This window comes from Cytobacillus sp. FSL R5-0377, assembly GCF_038004385.1.
Taxonomy (GTDB): Bacteria; Bacillota; Bacilli; order Bacillales; family Cytobacillaceae; genus Cytobacillus.
On sequence record NZ_JBBORA010000001.1, the window covers coordinates 2,262,846 to 2,283,583 of the forward strand.

The 20,738-nt window shown below is 40.7% G+C and carries 18 protein-coding genes and 1 pseudogene; 3 read left to right on the top strand and 16 right to left on the bottom strand.

The features are described 5' to 3' along the window. The first annotated feature begins 68 nt into the window (after positions 1–68). Positions 69–764 carry a hypothetical protein gene (locus NSQ49_RS11615; protein WP_251284289.1) on the top strand — a complete coding sequence of 232 codons (696 nt, stop codon included), beginning with the start codon at positions 69–71 and terminating at the stop codon, positions 762–764. Between the two features lie 51 nt (positions 765–815). Here NSQ49_RS11615 and NSQ49_RS11620 read toward each other — a convergent pair whose 3' ends face one another. Both NSQ49_RS11620 and NSQ49_RS11625 read right to left on the bottom strand, forming a co-directional pair. Further along, on the bottom strand, positions 816–950 hold the full coding sequence (locus NSQ49_RS11620) for a BA3454 family stress response protein (RefSeq protein ID WP_159871406.1): 135 nt from the start codon (positions 948–950) through the stop codon (positions 816–818). A 65-nt stretch (positions 951–1,015) separates the two neighbouring features. Continuing rightward, on the bottom strand, positions 1,016–1,579 hold the full coding sequence (locus tag NSQ49_RS11625; protein ID WP_251284288.1) for a hypothetical protein: 564 nt from the start codon (positions 1,577–1,579) through the stop codon (positions 1,016–1,018). Positions 1,580–1,757: 178 nt separating this feature from the next. On the opposite strand from NSQ49_RS11625, the gene NSQ49_RS11630 reads away from it, so the two are divergent. Beyond that, positions 1,758–2,981 carry an MFS transporter gene (locus NSQ49_RS11630; protein ID WP_251284287.1) on the top strand — a complete coding sequence of 408 codons (1,224 nt, stop codon included), beginning with the start codon at positions 1,758–1,760 and terminating at the stop codon, positions 2,979–2,981. Between the two features lie 53 nt (positions 2,982–3,034). On the opposite strand, the gene NSQ49_RS11635 is transcribed toward NSQ49_RS11630, so the two are convergent. Further along, the gene (locus NSQ49_RS11635; RefSeq protein WP_251284286.1) at positions 3,035–6,118 is read right to left on the bottom strand and encodes an efflux RND transporter permease subunit; all 3,084 of its coding nucleotides are present in this window, start codon (positions 6,116–6,118) and stop codon (positions 3,035–3,037) included. Positions 6,119–6,212: 94 nt separating this feature from the next. Here NSQ49_RS11635 and NSQ49_RS11640 point away from each other — a divergent pair, with 94 nt between their 5' ends. Beyond that, positions 6,213–7,061, top strand: coding sequence for a TetR/AcrR family transcriptional regulator (locus NSQ49_RS11640; RefSeq protein WP_159871395.1), 849 nt, complete (start codon positions 6,213–6,215; stop codon positions 7,059–7,061). A 114-nt stretch (positions 7,062–7,175) separates the two neighbouring features. On the opposite strand, the gene NSQ49_RS11645 is transcribed toward NSQ49_RS11640, so the two are convergent. The 13 genes and pseudogenes from NSQ49_RS11645 to glmM all read right to left on the bottom strand — a co-directional run bounded on the left by NSQ49_RS11645 (position 7,176) and on the right by glmM (position 20,720). Then, positions 7,176–8,524 (bottom strand): IS1182 family transposase gene (locus NSQ49_RS11645; RefSeq protein WP_159871978.1). Its coding sequence is split into 2 segments (ribosomal slippage): positions 7,176–7,960 and positions 7,960–8,524, totalling 1,350 coding nucleotides; the frame shifts between segments, so codons are not numbered across the junction. 449 nt (positions 8,525–8,973) lie between these two features. Then, the gene (locus NSQ49_RS11650; RefSeq protein ID WP_251284285.1) at positions 8,974–10,317 is read right to left on the bottom strand and encodes an amino acid permease; all 1,344 of its coding nucleotides are present in this window, start codon (positions 10,315–10,317) and stop codon (positions 8,974–8,976) included. Positions 10,318–10,631: 314 nt separating this feature from the next. Next, a complete protein-coding gene (locus NSQ49_RS11655) occupies positions 10,632–11,270 on the bottom strand; it encodes an O-methyltransferase (protein ID WP_159871389.1) in 639 nt (212 codons plus the stop codon). A gap of 91 nt (positions 11,271–11,361) precedes the next feature. Further along, entirely contained in the window at positions 11,362–12,396 is a 1,035-nt protein-coding gene (locus NSQ49_RS11660; RefSeq protein ID WP_159871386.1) for a siderophore ABC transporter substrate-binding protein, read from the bottom strand. Positions 12,397–12,596: 200 nt separating this feature from the next. Next, the gene (locus tag NSQ49_RS11665; protein ID WP_159871383.1) at positions 12,597–13,364 is read right to left on the bottom strand and encodes an iron ABC transporter ATP-binding protein; all 768 of its coding nucleotides are present in this window, start codon (positions 13,362–13,364) and stop codon (positions 12,597–12,599) included. Further along, entirely contained in the window at positions 13,361–14,314 is a 954-nt protein-coding gene (locus tag NSQ49_RS11670) for an iron chelate uptake ABC transporter family permease subunit (protein WP_251284284.1), read from the bottom strand. Before NSQ49_RS11670 ends, NSQ49_RS11665 begins: the two co-directional genes overlap by 4 nt. Continuing rightward, positions 14,304–15,257, bottom strand: a complete 954-nt coding sequence (locus NSQ49_RS11675) for an ABC transporter permease (protein WP_159871377.1) — start codon at positions 15,255–15,257, stop codon at positions 14,304–14,306. Before NSQ49_RS11675 ends, NSQ49_RS11670 begins: the two co-directional genes overlap by 11 nt. Before the next feature lie 293 nt (positions 15,258–15,550). Further along, on the bottom strand, positions 15,551–15,940 hold the full coding sequence (locus tag NSQ49_RS11680) for a ribbon-helix-helix protein, CopG family (RefSeq protein WP_159871375.1): 390 nt from the start codon (positions 15,938–15,940) through the stop codon (positions 15,551–15,553). Positions 15,941–16,043: 103 nt separating this feature from the next. Beyond that, positions 16,044–16,472: a DUF4275 family protein gene (locus NSQ49_RS11685; protein ID WP_159871414.1), complete on the bottom strand. Its 429-nt coding sequence runs from the start codon at positions 16,470–16,472 to the stop codon at positions 16,044–16,046. A 69-nt stretch (positions 16,473–16,541) separates the two neighbouring features. Continuing rightward, positions 16,542–16,890 (bottom strand): annotated as a pseudogene (locus NSQ49_RS11690) (short-chain dehydrogenase). 199 nt (positions 16,891–17,089) lie between these two features. Continuing rightward, a complete protein-coding gene (gene glmS, locus NSQ49_RS11695) occupies positions 17,090–18,892 on the bottom strand; it encodes a glutamine--fructose-6-phosphate transaminase (isomerizing) (RefSeq protein WP_159871371.1) in 1,803 nt (600 codons plus the stop codon). A 95-nt stretch (positions 18,893–18,987) separates the two neighbouring features. Next, positions 18,988–19,113, bottom strand: a complete 126-nt coding sequence (locus NSQ49_RS11700; protein ID WP_268891691.1) for a hypothetical protein — start codon at positions 19,111–19,113, stop codon at positions 18,988–18,990. A gap of 257 nt (positions 19,114–19,370) precedes the next feature. After that, positions 19,371–20,720, bottom strand: coding sequence for a phosphoglucosamine mutase (glmM, locus tag NSQ49_RS11705; RefSeq protein WP_251284283.1), 1,350 nt, complete (start codon positions 20,718–20,720; stop codon positions 19,371–19,373). Between the last annotated feature and the right edge of the window lie 18 nt (positions 20,721–20,738).

Genomic DNA, 20,738 nt, shown 5'->3' on the forward strand with positions numbered 1-20,738 from the left:
TTCCTCCTGTTTTTCAAAGTTATACTTAATTGTAATGGAATGGAAAAATAGTAATCTATCGGGGGGAAATGATAGTGAGAAGAGTGTTGCCGGCGCAAGTTATTTCTCATAGTCAATTTGGCTATCGGAAGCTGCCATCAAGTGTCCAGTGCGAGTGCCCAAAATGCAGCAAACCGGGCCATTTTACGATTAAAGCAAATTATAATCATACCAGCAAATCAAGCATTCTTTCCCATGGAAATTGTTCTGCCTGTAAGAAAGAATCCGTCTTTATCATGATTCTTAATGAGGCCGGCCAGTCCAGCGATGAGACAATCCTCTATATCTATGATCCTAACTCTGCGAAGGAGCTCCTGACTCAGCTGGAGAAAATAAAGGAAGTGCCTGGAGATCTGACACGTGCCTACAAGTCAGCTCTAAATGTCAGCTATTCCAGAGATACGGTGGCAACAGCTGTGATGTCAAAGCGGGTCCTTGAGAGCATATTAAAAAACTTCCTCGGTGAAGAGGTCAAAGGGCAAAACCTGTCAAAGCAGTTTGAACAGCTGCCAAACCATGTTGATTTAGCAAAGCCCCTTCAGTCATTAAGCCAGCTGGCGCAGCCTGGCAGTCCCTTTTACGAGATGCTCGATCTTGAAAAGGATATTGATCAGGAAATGGCCGCTCTGCTGATGGAGCTCCTGGAGAGTTTAATAGAGTACTTATTTGTCCTGCCAAATAAAATTGAAATGCTTCAGCAGAAACTAAATCAAAAGCTCCGCTGATCCCATATTAAACCCCCTTATCTCGCTGATTAAGGGGGTTCATTTTTACTCTTAATTATTCAACTGTCTTCTGATCTGATCTTCCGCCTGCTTGCGTATTTCATCCTCGCAGGCTTCTTTATTTGTAATGATATTTGTTTGATATTTTAACCCTTCATAGTCAACCGTTACTGTAATTTCTTTCATTTTTCCTGATCCTTTCGTGATGGTTTACTTTATAAATACCAACAAAAGGGCATTTTAAAACTTCTCTAGCCTGTTTTCATCCGCTCTTCGAAGATATGAACAAGCCTTTCTTTCATTTCCTCTTCTGTTACAGCCAGGCTGTGGCTGGCCATTTTTGTTTTAAGGATAAGTTCATAGCCTTCATTTACTTCCTGAGAATAGCCATAGTATTTGTGATTTAAATCTATCTTTTTAAAATGGAAGGATTTTAGTTTTTTCCATGGAACAAACCTGCTTCCGCTTATAAAGCCATCATCATATACCGCAAATACATTCAGGAGATCTTTGGCGTTCATTAAAGGGATAAACATTAGATAGAGATAGGTCCAGCTGAATTCCATAAAATATTTACCGAATATAAACATCGCGCTTAGAAATACCAGCATGACAGCATACATAGTAAGCCCGAGTTTGTTCTTGGAGATCACAGGGCTATCCGATTTTTTTTGGGGGAATTTCCTGACGGCTTTCAGATCATCTTTTACTGAAGGAAAAAGGGCAGCTTTCTTCATTTTGGTTATAAGTACTATGTAGTGATAGCTGAAATAGATCATAAATAAAAGAAAAACGACCTCGAATAGCAGTTTCATCACACCCGCCTCCTTATTCATCATTACGATTCTGCATTGAATAAAGTTTCATCACCACAAAAATTTATGATTGTGCAATCAAACTAATTTGAATATAATCTAATTAGATGGACATCTAATTATTTTTTGTTATCTAATTAGATAATTATCAAATCATATTACACTGAGGTACGTTAACATGACTAATTGGACTGTATGGAAAAGGGAGAAAAATTATCAAAAGCTCTTCTGGGCTGGTGTCATTAATGGAATTGGCAATCGATTTACTCAAGTGGCGCTGCTTGCACTGCTCTACCAAGTAACAGGTTCCGGTGTGGCAATCGGAATTTTATTCGCTGTCCGCATGGCACCATTTTTCTTCATTGCTCCAATAGGAGGCATGCTCGCAGACCGTTTTTCCAAAAAAGCTATTCTGGTGACAGTGGACTTGCTGAGGGTGCCGGCGGTCCTCTGCCTTCTTTACGTAAGGGAACCAGGGGACCTATGGATTGTTTTTACAAGTGCGTTCCTGATATCTATGGGCGAAGCCATCTATTCACCAGCCAGGATATCTGCAATACCTGCCCTTATAAAATCCGATCGGCTTATATATGTAAATGCGATTGAGCAGGTTATGGTTGGGGCAGTTCTCATTTTGGGATCAAGCACCGGCGGACTGCTCTCCTACTATCTGGGGAACCATGCTGCTTTTATGATTAACGGTCTTACCTTCCTGTTATCAGCGTATCTAATCTCGAGGATGGTTTTCCCGCCAGTTTCCGAGGATAATAGGAGAAAAACGGGTACACCGGCTGCCGTATCACCATGGAAGCTAATTCTTGGCTCTTCGGCACTGATTGCCTTTTTTATTATGATGCTGACAATGCCGCTCGCCAATGGCATAGACAATATTCTAGTCAGTATATATGGACTGGAAGTATTTGATATGGGTGAGCTGGGTGTTGGGTTTATGTATGGCGCATTGGGGATTGGCCTTATTCTAAGCTCCTTTTTCTCTCATATGATAAAGCGCCGCCTTCTGGCACTTGCGTTCATCTTTATCGCCATAGAAGGCACCGGTCATGTTTTACTTAGCGTTGCGCCCAGCTTTTACTCAGCTCTTTTCACTGTCGTACTGATCACCTTTGCGGGCGGAATCGGCAATATCTGCCTGGATACTGTTATGATGAAGTTCTTACCCCGATCCAGGCAGGGAACATTTTTCGGTCTAATGCAGATGATCTCAAACCTTTCCCTGGCAGTCTCCATGGGTACGGCAGGATTCCTGCTGGAGATCTTTCCTCCAAGGACCCTTAGCCTGATCGTTGGCCTGGCCTATCTTATTTTTGCTGTTATGTATGCCCTATTATTTGCAAGAGTGGATCTTATAAAAGAAAAAAGGGAATTTAGCAGAGGAATTTAGTTGAAAAAGCAGAAAAGCCCTGCAGGCATTCAACTGTCCTGCAGGGCTTCCTTTTAGTTTTCTTCGATTTCTCTGCGGTTTTTCTTAAACATTTTAGATAATACTTCGTACACGATTGGCACAATGATCAGGGTCAATAGCGTCGAACTTGTAAGACCGCCAATAACGGTAATCGCAAGCCCTTTGGAGATAAGTCCTCCGCCGCCGGAGCCAATGGCCAATGGAATTAATGCTCCAATTGTCGCAATGGCTGTCATAAGAATAGGGCGAAGTCTTGTTGCTCCCGCTTCGAGTACCGCTTCCCTCATGACCAGACCGTCACGCTCCATATGGATGATCCGGTCCACCAGAACGATGGCATTGGTTACGACGATACCAATCAGCATTAATAATCCCATCATAACTGATACAGATATGGTTTCTCCAGCCATTAATAAGCCAACGAATGAGCCTATCACGGCAAATGGAAGGGAGAAGAGAATCGCAAATGGCGCCACTCCTTCACGGAATGTAACCACCAAAATGAAGTACACAATCGCGATAGCCGCAAGCATTGCAGCACCAAGCTGTGTGAATGTCTCAGTCATATCTGCCTGAACGCCGGCAACTCCAACTGTTACTCCCTTAGGCAAATCTAAACCATCAATCGCTTCATCTGTTTTAGAAGTAGCTTTTGAGATGTCATCGCTTTTCACTGTAGCTGACACGGTCGCGAAGTACTCGCCTTTACTGCGGGCAAGCGTATTATGCGTTGTACCTTCTTTCACTGTGACAAGCTCGGAAAGAGGCATCGTTGTACCCATGGCTGTCGGCACCTGTGTTGCCAGGATATCATCAATGGATTTCGGCTGTTCGGCCTGCTCCTGCTGGACAATGACTTCAAGCGTCTCCCCGTCTTTTTCAATTGTTGTCAGGATATCCTTGGTGTTTGACGGATTCAGCATCATGACAATTTGTCCGGCTGTCAGACCGTATTGAAGCAGTTCATCCTGCTCCACATTGAAGGTATATTCAACAAATGCATCTTCTGCACTTGAAGAAACATCCTCCAATTCCTTAATTTCCTTCATTTCATCTTCTACCATTTTGACTGATTCATTCAGTTTATCTAAATCTTCACTGTAGAATGTGTAGCTGACTTCATTGGTTGAGCCGGACATAGAAGAGAAGTTCTGGCTCTTCCATTCACCTGATTGTCCGATATTAAACACATAGTCTTCTATTTCTTCACGGACTTCAGGGAAATTATCCATTTCCGGGTCAAAGATCAGGTACATTAAGGCACCGCCTGCTCCACCGCCCATCATGGCAGCCATCTGATCCGCTTCTTCGGTTACAGATATTTGAACGATGTCAATATCTTTACGCTTTAGCATCTCTTCTTCTACTGCTTCAACATTCTTTAATGTTTCATCTTTAAGCTCTCCAGCTTCAGGCGTGTATGTCAGATACATCACTTTCTCTTCTTCACTGCCCATGAAGCTGAATCCGATCATTGGTGTCAGTGCTATGCTTCCCGCCAGCAATACTACCGCAATGATGGAAGTAATAATCTTATGATTAAGGGATTTCTCAAGAATGCCTTTATACCATTTTGACAGCCTTCCAGCTTCTTTATGGCCGCCTTCCGTTTTTTCACTGTACAGTTTCTTTTTGAACAAGAAGTGAGACAGCGCTGGAACGATTGTAATTGCCACAAGGAGTGAAGCACCAAGCGCGAACGTCATCGTCAAAGCAAATGGCATAAACAGCTCGCCGACCATGCCCCCTACAAAGATGAGCGGGGCAAATACAGCAACCGTTACTAATGTCGAGGAAAGAATTGGCTTGAACATTTCAATCGTTGCTTCACGGATAAGTGCCCGCCCTGTCAGTTTTTCTTCTTTTAAATGCAAACGGCGGTAAATATTTTCGACTACAACGATAGAGTCATCAATTACACGGCCGATGGCAACCGTAATGGCTCCAAGCGTCATAATATTCAAGGTAATATTCATCCAGTTCAGCAGCAGCAAAGCCATGAAAATGGAAACTGGAATGGATACAATTGAGATGATTGTAGATTTGAAATCACGCAGGAACAGCAAAATAATTAAGACAGCGATCAGTCCGCCGAACACTGCCTTTTCAATCATCGTTGATACAGATTCTTCAATTGGCTCACCCTGGTCAAGAGAAACATCTATGACAAGGCCTTCGATCTTTTCTTGTTCTTCCTTGATTAAATCCTTTACATCGTTGACTACTTCAACCGTGTTTGCCTGCTGTTCTTTAACAATTTGAATCGCAATGGCATTATTTCCGTTTGTACGGGAAACCGATTGTACTCTTCCGACAGTGTCAATTTCAGCAATGTCACTCAGCTTAACAAAAGGTGACTGGTTTTGTGCGGAAGGCGTTACCGGAATGAGCATGTTCTTTAATTCATCCTCAGTCATGAACTTGCCGTCTACTGCAACAGCCTGTTCACCTTCCTCAAATTCGTAAAGCCCCAATGAAACGGCCATGTTGCTTGCCTGGATCATTTCCTTTACTTTATCTTCCGTCAGCTCAAGCTCTGCCAATTTTTCTTCGTTGTAGGTGAGCTGCACTTCTTCCACATGCTGACCAGTAATGGTCGCTGATGCTACTCCATCAATTTTTTCAATTTTTGGGAGTATGATATCTTCTACAGTCGAGGTTAACTCAACAATATCCTCTGATTTACTGCTTACACTCAGTGCCGCAACCGGCATCATATTCATGCTGATGGCAGTAATGGAAGGTTCCTGTGCTCCTTCCGGCAGCTCCACTGCATCGAGTGCTGATTGGAGAGCCCGTTTGGCTTCGTCCATATCAATACCATAGTCATATTCCACTTGGATATTTGACATGTTAGAATATGAATTTGAGTAAACCGATTTTACATTTTCAAGCCCTTCTACGGCCTTTTCAATTGGGATGGACACATCTTCCATCACTTTTTCAGGAGTCGCACCCGGGTATACATCCATTACCATTAAGTAAGGGATTGAGACATCCGGAATGGTCTCCATATTCATCCGTGTACCTGAATAAATGCCAGATACCGTGATAATAATTGTTAACAGCCAGACTGCAAGTTTATTCTGCAGGACAAAATTCACTAAACCTTTCACTTGTGCACCTACCCTAAATTGACTTATTAGACTCAATTACATATAATAATGACCGGGTGGTCATTTGTCAATCATAAAGGAGTGACATTCATACATGAGCAAAAAGCAATTAATTATGGAAAGCGCTTTAGAACTCTTTGCCAAGCAAGGGTTTGAAGCTACCTCTGTTCAGCAGATCACCGTTCACTCCGGTATTTCCAAAGGAGCTTTCTACTTATCATTTAAATCAAAAGATGAGTTGATCATGGCTTTGATCGATCAGTTTATGGATCAGTTTATCTCAGATATTGACCGAATAGTCAAGGACCCGAATAATACGGGCGAAGAGCTTTTGAGGAAGTTCTTTTACACCACTTTCCACTCCTTTCAAAAGCATTCTGACTTCGCAAAGGTTTTTATTAAAGAACAGGCGCATAGCTTTAATGAAGAACTGATATCAAAAGGGCGCCACTTTGATCAATTAATTGATGATATCACCCTATCAATGTTGGATCAGCTATATGGTGAGGCTGTCCAGCATACTAAATATGATTTAATTTATTGCATTAAAGGCTTCATGCATGTATACTCTCATATTTTCCTATTTTTCAATGTGCCCTTGGATTTGGACCTTTTATGCCGGTCACTTGCGGAAAAAACGGACCTCCTGGCTAAGCACTCGGCCATTCCGTTTATAACGGACGAGCTCTACGACACGTTCAGGAAGGCCGGGCATGAAGAAATGACAGATGGGCAAATGATTGAAATCATAGAGCAGAAAATCGAGGAATTAGATGAATCGATTGAGAAGGAATCTCTTGTCCTTCTTAAGCAGGATGTCTTGGAATCGAGCCTGCGGCCTGCCATTGTAAAAGGATTGATCTCAAATATCCAAGGCAGCCCTGATTTAAATTGGATTGCTCATTTGCTTCAGAATTATTATATAAAAGGCGGATTGCTATAAGCATCCGCCTCAGCTTGTGGAGAAAGGTATGATTTTTCCACAAGCTTTTTTTATTTTCTCAATTACTGACTTAAAAATAGGCTTTTTTTATGGAAAAACAATAGATCGCCACAATTATCCTAGCTTGGCTAGGTGAGTGGCGATCTTTTTCATATTCTGGCACGCTGCGGTGAGTAATACTTGCTCACTCGCATTGTGCAATCCCCGTAACCGGCAATAGCGAAGCCCATGCAGTTCTTTTGAATCTGCGAAGCTTCGCTCAACTTTCTCTTTTCTATATTTATAAAGAATTTTTCCGGAGAGGGAGAGTCTGTTTAGGCGCACTTTCTCTTTAAATTCTTCCCACACATGGCGTGTTAGGACCTTTTGTTTGTTCTTTGACCTTGTGCACTCCTTCAGGAGTGGGCATTCTGAACACTTTTTAGAATCAGACTTGTACTCTCTGTACCCTTCTCTTGTTGTTGTGCGATAAACTAGCTTCTGGCCATTTGGACAAACATAGATATCTTGTTCTTTATGATAGGTAAACTTCCATTTTGGAAATAATCCTTTGGTCGGCTGATATCTCCGATGTGCAATTACACCAAAAATGCTTCTGTCGTGAAGCCCTTTACAAATGGGATTCGTTAAATAACCTGAGTCGAGTGCCACTGCTTCTACTTTAAATCCAAAACGATCGATCTGACGATCCAATCTAGAAAGATAAGGGATAGAGTCATGGACATTTCCAGGAGTAACATAGGCATCCGTTATGATATTGAACTTCATATCCGTTGTTCGGTGGTCTAAGTAACAGAACATTTCCTGCTTATTTTCCCTGGACATGAATCCGCAATCTGGATCGGTTGTACTTTTTCGGATTTCCTTGGTCTCTGTCACCTCCTCTCTTTCTTTTAGCGCTTTTTTCCGTGGTTTGACCTGTCTTCCTCAATAGCTTTATTAAGTTCATCTATATATTCCCGAGTTTCAATTTCTACTTCTTCACGAGTGAATTTGTGCTTGTTTGCATTCGCTTTAAGGTGAGTGGAGTCAGTAAATAAAACTCTTCCACCGACCATTTTATGACTAATGGCTTGATGGACAATTTCATCAAAGATCTCTTGAAAAATATTTGTATCTTTAAAACGAGTTCGCCGGTTCCAACTGATGGTTGAATGGTCCGGAACAGGATCATTGAGCTTCAAGCCAAGGAACCATCGGTACGCCACATTCATCTGTACTTCCCGTTCTAATTGTCGTTCTGAACGGATGCCATAAAAGTAACCAATGAACATCATCTTAAAAAGCATAATGGGGTCCGAAGGACGCCCGTTATTCTCTGAATAGAAGGGACGGACTTTCTCCCCGATAAAAGAAAAATCTATGTACTTATCAACTTTTCTTAAAAGATGATCTTCAGGGACTAAATCTTCAATAAAAACAAATTCCGCTTCATTTTGTGATTCTCTTTTCGGTTTGAACATGCCATCCACCATCCTAAGTAAAATTAATTATATTATATCAAATTAACGCAGTGAATTAATAAAGTTAATGATAAAAATAAAAGCTGTCGAGAGTTTCTCGACAGCCTGAGGCGGATTGCTATAAGCATCCGCCTCTTTATTTTTAAGAGCCTTAAATTGAGACTATTGAAGTGGAAGGTGCGAGATCCTCGAAAATGCATGCGCACTCTCTTCGTGCGTGCGGTGAGTATTCAAGGAAGCTTATTCATGTACTACGGGAGTAGCGGGAGAGAAAGCAGAAACATACTAAACTGCAGGCAATGATGTGAAAGGAGCCCCTTATGGGAAAAATAATATAATGCAGATAGAAAAAACCTGATGAGAAAATTTCTCACCAGGTTTTTTCAGTTCAGATCTAAGTTTTCTAACCATACATTTAAATCCACACTATCTTTCGCTGATCAGCTAGTTTAACCTAATTTTTTTATCTTATAAATGATAATCAGCAATATGAACCAAACTGGAGTCACAAACAAGGCCACACGTGTATCTTCCGCAAGTGCAAGCACTACAAGGACGAATGCCAGGAAAGCCAGGATTAAGTAGTTCGAAAAGGGATAAAGAGGCAATTTAAATTTATTCACTTTGGCTAGATCGGGCCTTTTTTTGCGGTATTTCAAATGAGAAATGACTGTAATACCCCAAATATAGATGAAACACACTGTAGAAATACTTGTAATCAGGGTAAATACACCTTCTGGCATTATATAGTTCAGAATAACAGCAATTAAAATAATCACAGTTGAAAAGAACAGCGCATTTGAAGGTACTTTACGTCGATTAAGCTTTGCTAAAGATTCAGGTGCATTCTTATCTTTGGCAAGTGAGTACATCATCCTGCTTGTACTAAAGATGGCACTATTACAAGCCGAAGCAGCTGAAGTCAGCACGACAAAATTAATAATACCAGCAGCTGCAGCAATTCCTGCCGCCGCAAAGACCTGGACGAATGGACTTTCCGCAGGTTTGATTGCACTCCACGGATAAATACTCATAATAACGAAAAGGGCGCCAATATAGAAAATAATGATTCGTATAGGGATATTATTAATCGCTTTTGGAATGACCTTTTCCGGGTCTTCTGTTTCGCCTGCTGTAAGTCCTACAAGTTCAATTCCAACAAATGCAAACATTACCATCTGAAAGGAGAGTATAAAACCATTCATGCCATTTGGAAACATTCCGCCGTGGCTCCACAAATTCGTAAAACTGGATTGGCCCGAATTGGTTGAAAAGCCTTTAAAAATCATGAATATACCGATAACAATTAATGCCAGAATAGCGATGATCTTGATTAATGCAAACCAGAATTCCATTTCACCAAAAATTTTGACGGTGGCCAGGTTCATAAACAACAAAATAATCAGTGCAATTAATCCTGGCATCCACTGCGGCACATCTGGAAACCAGTACTGAGTATAGAGGCCAACTGCGGTTAAATCCGCCATTGCGATTGAAATCCAGCAAAACCAGTAGGTCCACCCAGTAATAAATGCTGGCATATCACCTAAATAATCCTGCACAAAGTCGACAAAGGAATGATATTTCAAATTTGATAGCAATAATTCTCCGAGTGACCGCATGATTAAAAAGCAAACAAGCCCTGTAAGGACGTATGCAAATAAAATCGATGGCCCTGCTAAATGGATGGACTTCCCTGCTCCCAGAAATAAACCTGTTCCAATGGCGCCACCAATAGCGATTAGCTGGACGTGTCTATTTTTTAGACCTCTTTCTAATTTTTCTTCCTGCATATGATGTCTCACTCCCAAATGATCCAATAACCTAAAAATGTAAAAGTCCTGGTGCTAAACGGCCTGTTTAGTCTTCCCCAAAACACATCCGCAATTTTTTATTTAGAGTTCATAATAATCAACAAAAATATTGATGTCAATTTTAGATCAGGAAATAGGCTAAACGCAGGGGATTTTTCTGGAATTATTACCGCAGTCCTAGTATTTCAGATCAATGGGTAAAAGACTGAATGCTATGCCTAGCATCCAGCCTCTTGTCTATGCAAATTAGCTTGGAAAATTTACGATTGTACTTTTTTACCTTATTGAATTAATTACTTTTTTACTTTTGAGATCGTCAGGCCATCACCAATAGGAATAAGCAAAGATTCCAATTGAGGATGATCAGCCACTGTTTTATTAAATTTTTTCATGAATTCAGTATGACGTCCAGGTTCAGCACTCTCATCGGCTACACTGCCTCTTGCCAATACATTATCACAAACAATTAAAGCCCCATTATCCGCCAGTCTGATGCAATATTCCAGATAGTTTCCGTAATTTTCTTTATCTGCATCGATAAAGAAAAAATCAAATTGCCGGTTATCGCCAACAAGCTTTTCGAGGCTTTCTATAGCTGGGCCGGTCAAATAGGATACTTGATCCCCAAACCCGGCTTTAGCCAGATTATTGTGTGCTAATTCTGCGTAACTCTCTACGAGCTCAAGAGATGTTAAATTTCCTGCCTGAGTAAAACCCCTGGCTAAACAAATCCCGCTATATCCACCAAGCGCCCCAATCTCAAGGACATTCTTTGCACCTGACATAGATACCAGCAGCGTAAGAAGCTTTCCAGTAGAAGGAGAAACGGATATGGATCGCATGCCATTCTCTTTTATAGAATTAAGAACACCCTCCAGAATATCATCTTGGTTATAAAAAACGGAATCGATATATCTGTTAATTTGTTTCATATTTCCCGCCCCTTTAATAAAATGAATTTCCTTTTAAAAAAGGGCCGCCGGAGAGTCCCTACAGATTCTCCAGACAGCCCTTACAGGTTAATTACTTCAGCTCAGTTAAAACTTCTTCAATTTTAGCAAGCTCTGATTGTAAACCGCCACCGCTCAGGTACCAAAGTGGTCCATCCAGGTAAACGATTTTTTTGTTTTGATAAGCATCTGCTTTCTTAATGATGTCATTTTCCATATCCTCTTTAATATTAGAGTCGCCGCCAACAGCTGCTGTACGGTCAATGACGAATAGTACTTGCGGGTTAAATTCCAGGATCGCTTCAAAACCGAAGTTAGATCCATGAGAAGATGCTTCGATATCTTCTGTTACCGGCTTAAATCCATAAACATCATACATGTAGCCAAAACGGGAATTTGTTGCAAATCCTGATAGTTTACCTTCGTTATACATTGTTACTAAAGAACTTTCATAGTTTCCAGCTAACGCTTTGATTTCTTCTAAAGCTGAATCATATTTTGCTTTGTATTCTTCAGCTTCTGCTTCTTTGCCGAACATTTTCGCTGCCAGATCAACAGAAGATTGGAATGTGTTCCAGTAGTCAGCATCCGAAGTTCCAACAAACACAACAGGAGCAATTTCTTTTAATTCTTCATAGAAAGCTGACTGACGTCCAGAGATGAAGATTACATCCGGGTCCATTTCAGCAATATCTTCAAGTAATGGTTCCTTTAAACCGCCAACACTTTCATACTCATCAGATGCGTATTTTTCAAGGTGAGCAGGCAGGGTAGAATCCTTCGCAACCCCAACAATCCCCTCAACTCCTAAAGCATCCAATGTATCCAGAAAACCGTAATCAAATACAGCAATTTTTTCTGGCATCTTTTCAAATTTTACATCTTCAAAATTAGTTGCTCCACCTTCATTGCCTTCTACTGAAGCAACTGTCGGAGAAACTGTCATTGGATAAGCAGCACTTCCTTCTGCTTCAGATGCATTTGTTTCTTCAGATTGGCTTGCTTCAGCTTTGTCAGCTGATTCGTCCTTTGAAGCTTCTTCGCTGGATCCACATGCAGCAAGCAATAATACCATTGCTGCTAACAAGACATAAAGAACTTTTTTCATCTTAAGTAACTCTCCCTTTTTTCGTGTTTTATTGATATTGATTATCATTATCAACTATGATGATAATTATTATTGAATAATCTTTATTAGTCAATAACTTTTTGTGAAGTTTTTAATTTATTTTCCATAAGTTCAAAAATATTACACACAGTAATCAGATTCCTGGAGAAAGATAATAGACTTCTCCAGGAATCTATTGTTTAGGTATGCGAGTTAAAGTACACGCAGATCCTGCAGCCATTCTGTTCCTGAATGGGGATATCCATATCATAAATTTCACGAAGCACATCCGAATCTATGATTTCCCGGGTAGGTCCATTTTTCATCAGCCGGCCATTTTTTAACGCAACGATACGATCCGAATATACGGATGCAAAATTGATGTCATGCAAAACAATGACAACCGTCTTTCCAAGTTCATCAACCAGCTTGCGCAAAATTTTCATAATTTGCACGGAATGCTTCATATCCAGATTATTTAATGGCTCATCCAGCAGGATATAATCCGTATCCTGAGCAATGACCATGGCAATAAATGCCCGCTGCTTCTGACCGCCTGACAATTCATCTAGATATTTGTTTTCCATTTCATCCAGATTCATATATTCAATGGCTTGGTCAACAAACTTTTCGTCCTCAGCTGATAAACGCCCTTTTGAATAGGGATAGCGCCCAAATGATACAAGCTCGCGCACTGTCAGTCTCACATTGAGATAGTTGGCCTGTTTCAAAATGGATACTCTCTTAGCAAAATCCGAGGACTTCCACTTTTTCACATTGTTCTGATCAAGTAATACTTCACCAGTATCCGCCTCTAATAAACGGCTTACCATAGAAAGAAGCGTCGACTTGCCGGCACCATTCGGTCCAATAAAAGAGGTAATGGTCCCCGGCTCGATTGTGACTGTAACATCCTCTACAACAGGCTTTTTACCAAATTGTTTTGTTAATCCTTTGATTTCAATCATCCTGCTGCCCTACTTTCCTTTAGTAATAGATAGATAAAGTAAATACCGCCAATAAAGTTAATGATGACACTTAATGTCGTACGCAGCTCAAATATATGTTCCACAAGGAAATTACCGCCTACCAATGCAATGATACTGATCAAACTCGCCCCTAATATATGGATCGAATGTTTATATGTCACCAGATATTGATAAGAGAGGTTGGCAACAATAAGTCCAAAGAACGTAATAGGGCCAACAAGCGCTGTGGATGTGGCAATTAAAACGGACGAAAGGATTAAAATTCTCATAACCATACTGTCGTAGTTGATGCCAAGGTTCATCGCATTTTCCCGGCCAAGCGACATCACATCCAGCTTTCCCATGATCAGGTAGCCATATAGAAACGCCAGAGCCAGGATGCCAATTGAAATAAATAATAACTCTACTTTCACATTTGTAAAGGTCGCAAACAGCCGGCTTTGAAGACTTAAGTATTCGACTGGATCTATCAGTACCTGAAGGAATGTGACCAGGCTTCCCAGGAGTGTTCCTATAATCATCCCTATTAATAGCAGAAAATAAATAGGGTGCTTATCAGCTCTGAACAAAAACCGGTACAAAATTAGGGCAAATACGACCATAGCCAAAATGGCTTCGCCAAAGTTTAAGTATTTATTTAACACCCACACTGACATTGAACCTGCAAAAAAGTAGATTAATGTCTGTACCACTTGATACATAGAATCCAGGCCCATAACAGAAGGTGTTAAAATGCGGTTATGTGTAATAGTCTGGAACACAACGGTTGAGTAAGAAATGGCGATTCCAGTAATAATCATTGCTGTAACCCGAAGCATACGCTTTGGAAAAGCATAATCAAATCCGCCTTTAATATCATAAAAGCCATATAGCAAAATACACACAATAGCAATAGCTGCTAACATGATCAGTTTTGTACTATTTCGCATATGCTCTCCCCCTTAGCAGCATCGTTAAGAAGATAGCACTGCCTATCACTGCCACTGTTACATTAACTGGAATTTCATAAGGGTGAATAATGATGCGCCCCAGAATGTCACAGATTAATAAGAAGACAATTCCCAGCACCGCTGTATGCGGGATCGTTTTGCGCAGATTATCACCTAAATAGATGGAGACAACATTGGGAACGATTAGTCCCAAAAATGGAATAACCCCTACAGTAAGAACCACCGTTGTGGCGATAACTGCAACAAGGATCAGGCCGATGTTCAATACCAGCTTATAGCTTAAGCCAAGATTTTTTGCAAAATCCTCCCCCATTCCGGCAACCGTAAATTTATTCGCATAAACATACGCCAGAACAATAGCTGGAATACTGACATACAAAAGCTCATAGCGGCCAGCAATAATCAAAGTAAAGCTTCCCATAAGCCAGGAAGATAGATTTTGGAGCAGATCCGCTTCATATCCAAGGAACGTAGTAATCGAAGATAATATATTTCCATACATAATGCCGATTAACGGAACGAAAATAACATCTTTAAATTTTATACGATCTAAAATCTGCATGAAGAGAAATGTACCTGCTAAAGCAAAGGCAAAGCTAAAAATAACCTGCTGTGTATAAGTGACATTCGTAAAAAATAGCATAGAAATTAAAATCCCAAGTTTTGCTGCATCCAGTGTTCCGGCAGTAGTCGGTGATACAAACTTATTCCGGCTTAAAGACTGCATGATTAAACCGGCAATACTCATTCCTGCCCCCGCTAATATAATCGCCAGTAACCGTGGAATGCGGCTAATAAGGAATATATGTGTTTCATCTGATTCCCAATTAAGCAGGTCCATAGGCGTTATATCTATTGCACCGATAAACAGCGAGATAAAAGATAGAACGATGGCTGCAATTCCTAACATCCATAATCTCATTGATAACCCTCATAACATTTTTATTATCAGAAGTCTTTTCTATAAAACTACTTGTGAAAGAATGATAATCATTATCATTAAATGGTTAAAAAAAAGAGCCTTGATATGTATAGTTTTTTATTTATTGAAAATGATTATCACTATCTCTGCACAATTAATGTATCACAAAAAATAATAAAAGAAAAGAGAAAGATAGCAAATTTCGGCAATTATCTAATATTCTCTTATTTTAGTAAGGCCGTATAAATGAAAAGGAGACTCAAACTCGAAAGTTGAATCTCCCATTTCTGCCTCTATAGTGTTTTAATCAGTACCCGAATAGCTTCAGATACGTCGATCTGATTCTCTTGGCAGTGATTCGTCAGCTGCCGATATGTTTCTTCATCCAATCTTACATGGACAGTGTGCAAATATTTTTCAGAATCCAGCTTTTTCGGCCTTCCTCTTGTCACTTTTCTTTTACCGCTTCCATCTTTCCAGACATTTATGATGACATATCCGTGTTTTTCCAGCCAAAGGTCACAATCATACTCTTTCCACATGGTTTTAGCCCTTTGCAGGAATTCAAGCTTGAATTTTACAAGCTCATCTCCCTGAAGCCCCTTCATGACCGCTTTTTCCATTGCCTTATGCTCGTTAAATTGAAGAAATTGGTCGTACGATTTAAATGTTAATTCTTTCATTATACCGCTCCCATAATCTATTAACTAATCTATAAAAATCATACCCTTTGAGAAAACGATTGTAAATCCTGACCGAATTCGCTTCAAGTAAAGAGATATTAGCTCATTTTCGGCTAAAGTATGGACCGCACCAGCCAGTTTCATGGGTTACTGCATATGTCCAATTAAACTCTTTATCTACTACGTAAATATCCTCTTGCTCTGCAAAGTCCCTGGCTGTTAAAGATGAAGCATGTTCAAGGATTAAGGCATTATCCGAATGCTGATAAAAAATGTAACAATACTTCTTTACTTCTTTATTAAACGCTATATCAGCCTCCTCCTCCTTTAAGCACTTCCTTCTTTCATAACTAAATACATGCCACAAGTAGCCGCAAAAGCCATCTTCGTCATAAAAATAAATGGACCTCTTATCATTATCACTAAGATGATCAGCAAAACTGTCTTCCCATTGCTTTCTCAAATATGCTCCCCATTTTGGTATTTCCTTTACTTTTACCTTTTTACTTCTCAGCGATTCTGCCAAATCCATTATGTAATCCAAACTAACACCTACTTTAATGAAAACTCTATAATTAAATATTAATTAAGACTCTATATTTCAAACTCCAAAATGAATCATGTATTTCTCTTCCTTTGTTGCTTGTATGATTTTTAAAGCGAGTTCATTAAGCTCTTTAGATTTATTAAAATACTCTGATGAGGTTACGATATCGTAAAATAATGATAATGACTCAGGCGGAAATAATAGTAATCCCCGAATAGGCTAAACCGCATTCAGAGCGGCTAATTGAATGAAAATAGGTTTTCATGACAGATAAATATTTATCCAGACCTTGTATAACATTATCATTAACAGATATACAATTATATTGGTCCGGTTCATAATGAATATAGTTTTTTTGCTTAACTAAATCATCTAGTATTCCAAATTCATGGATACAAGGCATAGTAGTCCTCCTTTCATCATAAAACATTGCGATCAGCAATCTTCCGTTTTCTGCTGGCGATTAATTGGCTGTTCCCTAATTTTTTTCTTTATTCTTCTGTTTTTGTCCAAAATCCTGCTTCCTCGCTTTTGGACAAAAAAAAACGAGGAAAACCGGAGGAGTCCTCCAATTTTCACTCGTTTTAGGATGAAATATCTCCTTACTCCACAGTAACCGACTTAGCCAGGTTACGCGGCTTATCTACGTCACACTCGCGGTGCAGTGCAGCATAGTAAGAGATTAATTGTAATGGTATTACAGAGATAAGAGGTGTTAATAGCTCGTTCACTTCCGGAATGATAAAGCTGTCTTCTTCTGTTTCCAGCCCTTTCATGGAAATGATGCAAGGGTTTGCTCCGCGGGCAACAACCTCTTTAACGTTGCCGCGAATGCTCAGGTTAACACTTTCTTGAGTTGCCAGAGCAATGATTGGCGTACCGTTCTCAATTAAAGCAATCGTTCCGTGCTTTAATTCTCCGCCTGCAAAGCCTTCAGCTTGAATATATGAGATTTCTTTCAGTTTAAGTGCACCTTCAAGGCCGACATAATAGTCGATTCCACGGCCAATGAAGAACGCATTGCGAGTAGTAGAAAGGAATTTGCGTGCAATATCTTCAAACTCTTCCTTCGCATCACAAAGTACTTCCATGGCATTCGCAACGATGCCAAGCTCCTGCACAAGGTTGAAGTCCAGCTCTAGTCCGCGGCTATTCGCAGTTACTTCTGCAAGTATGGACAATACAGCAATCTGGGCTGTATAAGCCTTTGTAGAAGCAACGGCAATTTCAGGACCTGCATGAAGCAATAATGTGTAATCCGCTTCACGGGATAGAGTAGAACCTGGAACGTTAGTAATCGTTAACGCCTTATGGCCCATTTCCTTAATATTCACAAGCACGGCCCGGCTGTCTGCTGTTTCACCGCTTTGAGAGATAAAGATAAATAACGGCTTCTCTGAAAGCAATGGCATATTGTAGCCAAACTCACTTGAGATGTGAACTTCAACTGGGATTTTTGCGATTTTTTCGATAAACTGCTTTCCAACAAGTCCTGCATGATAAGAAGTACCTGCAGCAATGATATAGATGCGGTCAGCGTCGTTCATCGCCTCAACAATTTCCTGGTCGATCGTCAGCTCGTCATTATCATTTTGATACTTCTGGATGATTTTGCGCATCACTAAAGGCTGCTCATCGATTTCTTTCAGCATGTAGTGAGGGTAAGTTCCCTTTTCAATATCGCTTGCATCTAATTCAGCTGTATAAGGATCGCGGATGATCGCCTCGCCATTCAGTGTCTGAATTTTAACAGCCTCTTTTGTGACAATAACGATCTCTTTGTCCATCAGTTCAACATACTGATCAGTCACCTGCAGCATCGCCATTGCATCAGAAGCGACTACATTGAAAGTGTCGCCTAAGCCAACCAGAAGCGGGCTCTTGTTTTTCGCTACAAAAATTGTTTCGTTGTTTTTAGCATCCAAAAGAGCGATTGCATAAGAGCCTTTTAAAAGTGTCAGCGTTTTACGGAACGCTTCTTCAGTACTTAATCCCTCGCTCACGAATAAGTCAATCATCTGAACGATGATTTCTGTATCTGTATCACTTTGAAGAGCTACACCCTGCAAATATTCACGCTTTAAGATGTCATAGTTCTCAATAACGCCATTATGAACCAGCGTAAAACGGCCTGAATTGCTTTGATGAGGGTGAGCATTGACTGTGCTTGGCACACCATGAGTCGCCCAGCGGGTGTGTCCAATTCCTGTGTTTGCCGTCACATCTTCATCCACAATATTGCGAAGGTCCGCAATGCGGCCCTTTTCCTTGAAAACCTGAACGCCGTTCTCATTCATAACTGCGATTCCAGCTGAATCATAGCCTCTATATTCAAGCTTTTCCAAGCCCTTTAATAAGATTTCCTTTGAATCTAAGTTTCCGATATATCCAACGATTCCACACATACTTCTTTTCCTCCTAATAATGAAGGGGCAAGAAGCCTTTTCGGGGCAGTCCTGCCCCTTATCTCTGTTTTGTATGATTGCCGCTCTGTGAGGCATTACAGCCTTTTAAAAGAGCGATTCTTAATTTTAGCATTTCCTTCTCTTTGTCCATTCAGTTGCCTGAATGTTTTAAAGAAGAAATCATCGGTTGTGCTTTCAACCGGGAGGCATCCGCCGAACATTCGATAAACCTCCTCCTCGTCAACTAATCCTTACGTCCAGGATCAGTTCAGGCGCTTTAAAAACTATATCTTCTCACTATCCACCTTTCTCTTCTTGAATGATGCTGTATTGTATTCGTAAATACAAAAACAGGACTATCATACATCAAAGTCAGACTTCAGTCAACAAATATGTGCATAGAACAGCTAGAAGCTGCTATATATAAAAATATGCATAAGGGAGCTCATGAGTTCCCTTATGCATATGAATTGTGCTTCTACTCTTTTAATCCCATTTCACTTTCTACAATATTAGCAATGCGCTCTACATATGACGCACATAGTTCACCTGTTGGCGCTTCTGCCATTACACGGACAAGCGGCTCTGTTCCGGAAGGGCGGACAAGAATGCGTCCGTTTCCGTTCATTTCTTCTTCAACCTGTGCAATGACTTCTTTTACTTTTTCATTGTCTGTCACATGATGCTTGTCTGTTACACGGATATTCACAAGCTTCTGAGGAAATTTCTTCATTTCGTTTGCAAGCTCAGATAATGGCTTTTTGGTCACTTTCATAATGTTCACAAGCTGAAGCCCTGTCAAAAGGCCATCTCCCGTTGTGATGTAGTCCAGGAAAATGATATGGCCTGACTGTTCTCCGCCAAGGTTGTAGCCGTTCTTCTTCATTTCTTCCACAACATAGCGGTCGCCTACAGCGGTCTGCACACTTTCCACTCCATTGGCTTCCAGCCCTTTATAGAATCCAAGATTGCTCATGACTGTTGAAACGACTGTATTCTGCTTAAGTCTTCCCTGTTCTTTCATGTATTTTCCGCAAATATACATGATTTGGTCGCCATCCACAATGTCGCCATTTTCATCAATGGCAATCAAACGGTCTCCGTCTCCGTCGAATGCCAGACCTACATCTGCTTCTCTTTCCTTAACAAAGGCAGATAGTGCCTCAGGGTGAGTGGATCCGACCCCTGCATTGATATTTAACCCATTAGGAGAGGCACCCATCATGGATAAATCTGCATCAAGGTCAGCGAACAGGTGCGTTGCAAGCGGCGAAGTAGCTCCATGCGCACAATCAAGCGCAATGTGAATGCCGGAAAAATCTTCGTCAACTGTCTGCTTCAAGTATTGAAGATACTTTTGTCCGCCTTCGAAGTAATCATTTACCTGCCCCAGGTTTCCTCCGACAGGTCTTGGAAGCTGGTCTTCTGCCATATCCATTAATTCCTCAATCTCCGCTTCCTGATCATCGGACAGCTTAAACCCATCCGGGCCAAAAAACTTGATTCCGTTATCTTCAACCGGGTTATGAGAGGCTGAAATCATGACACCGGCCTCTGCTCCCAATGCTTTTGTTAAATAAGCGACACCAGGGGTTGAAATGACTCCTAGGCGCATTACTTCTGCTCCAATTGATAATAGCCCTGCGACAAGTGCACCTTCGAGCATATGGCCTGAAATACGGGTATCCCGGCCGATTAATACTTTCGGACGATCATGGTCTTTCGTTAATACATAACCTCCAAAACGGCCCAGCTTAAATGCCAGCTCCGGTGTCAACTCACTATTTGCAACTCCGCGTACTCCATCTGTACCGAAATATTTACCCATTATATTATCGCTCCTTCT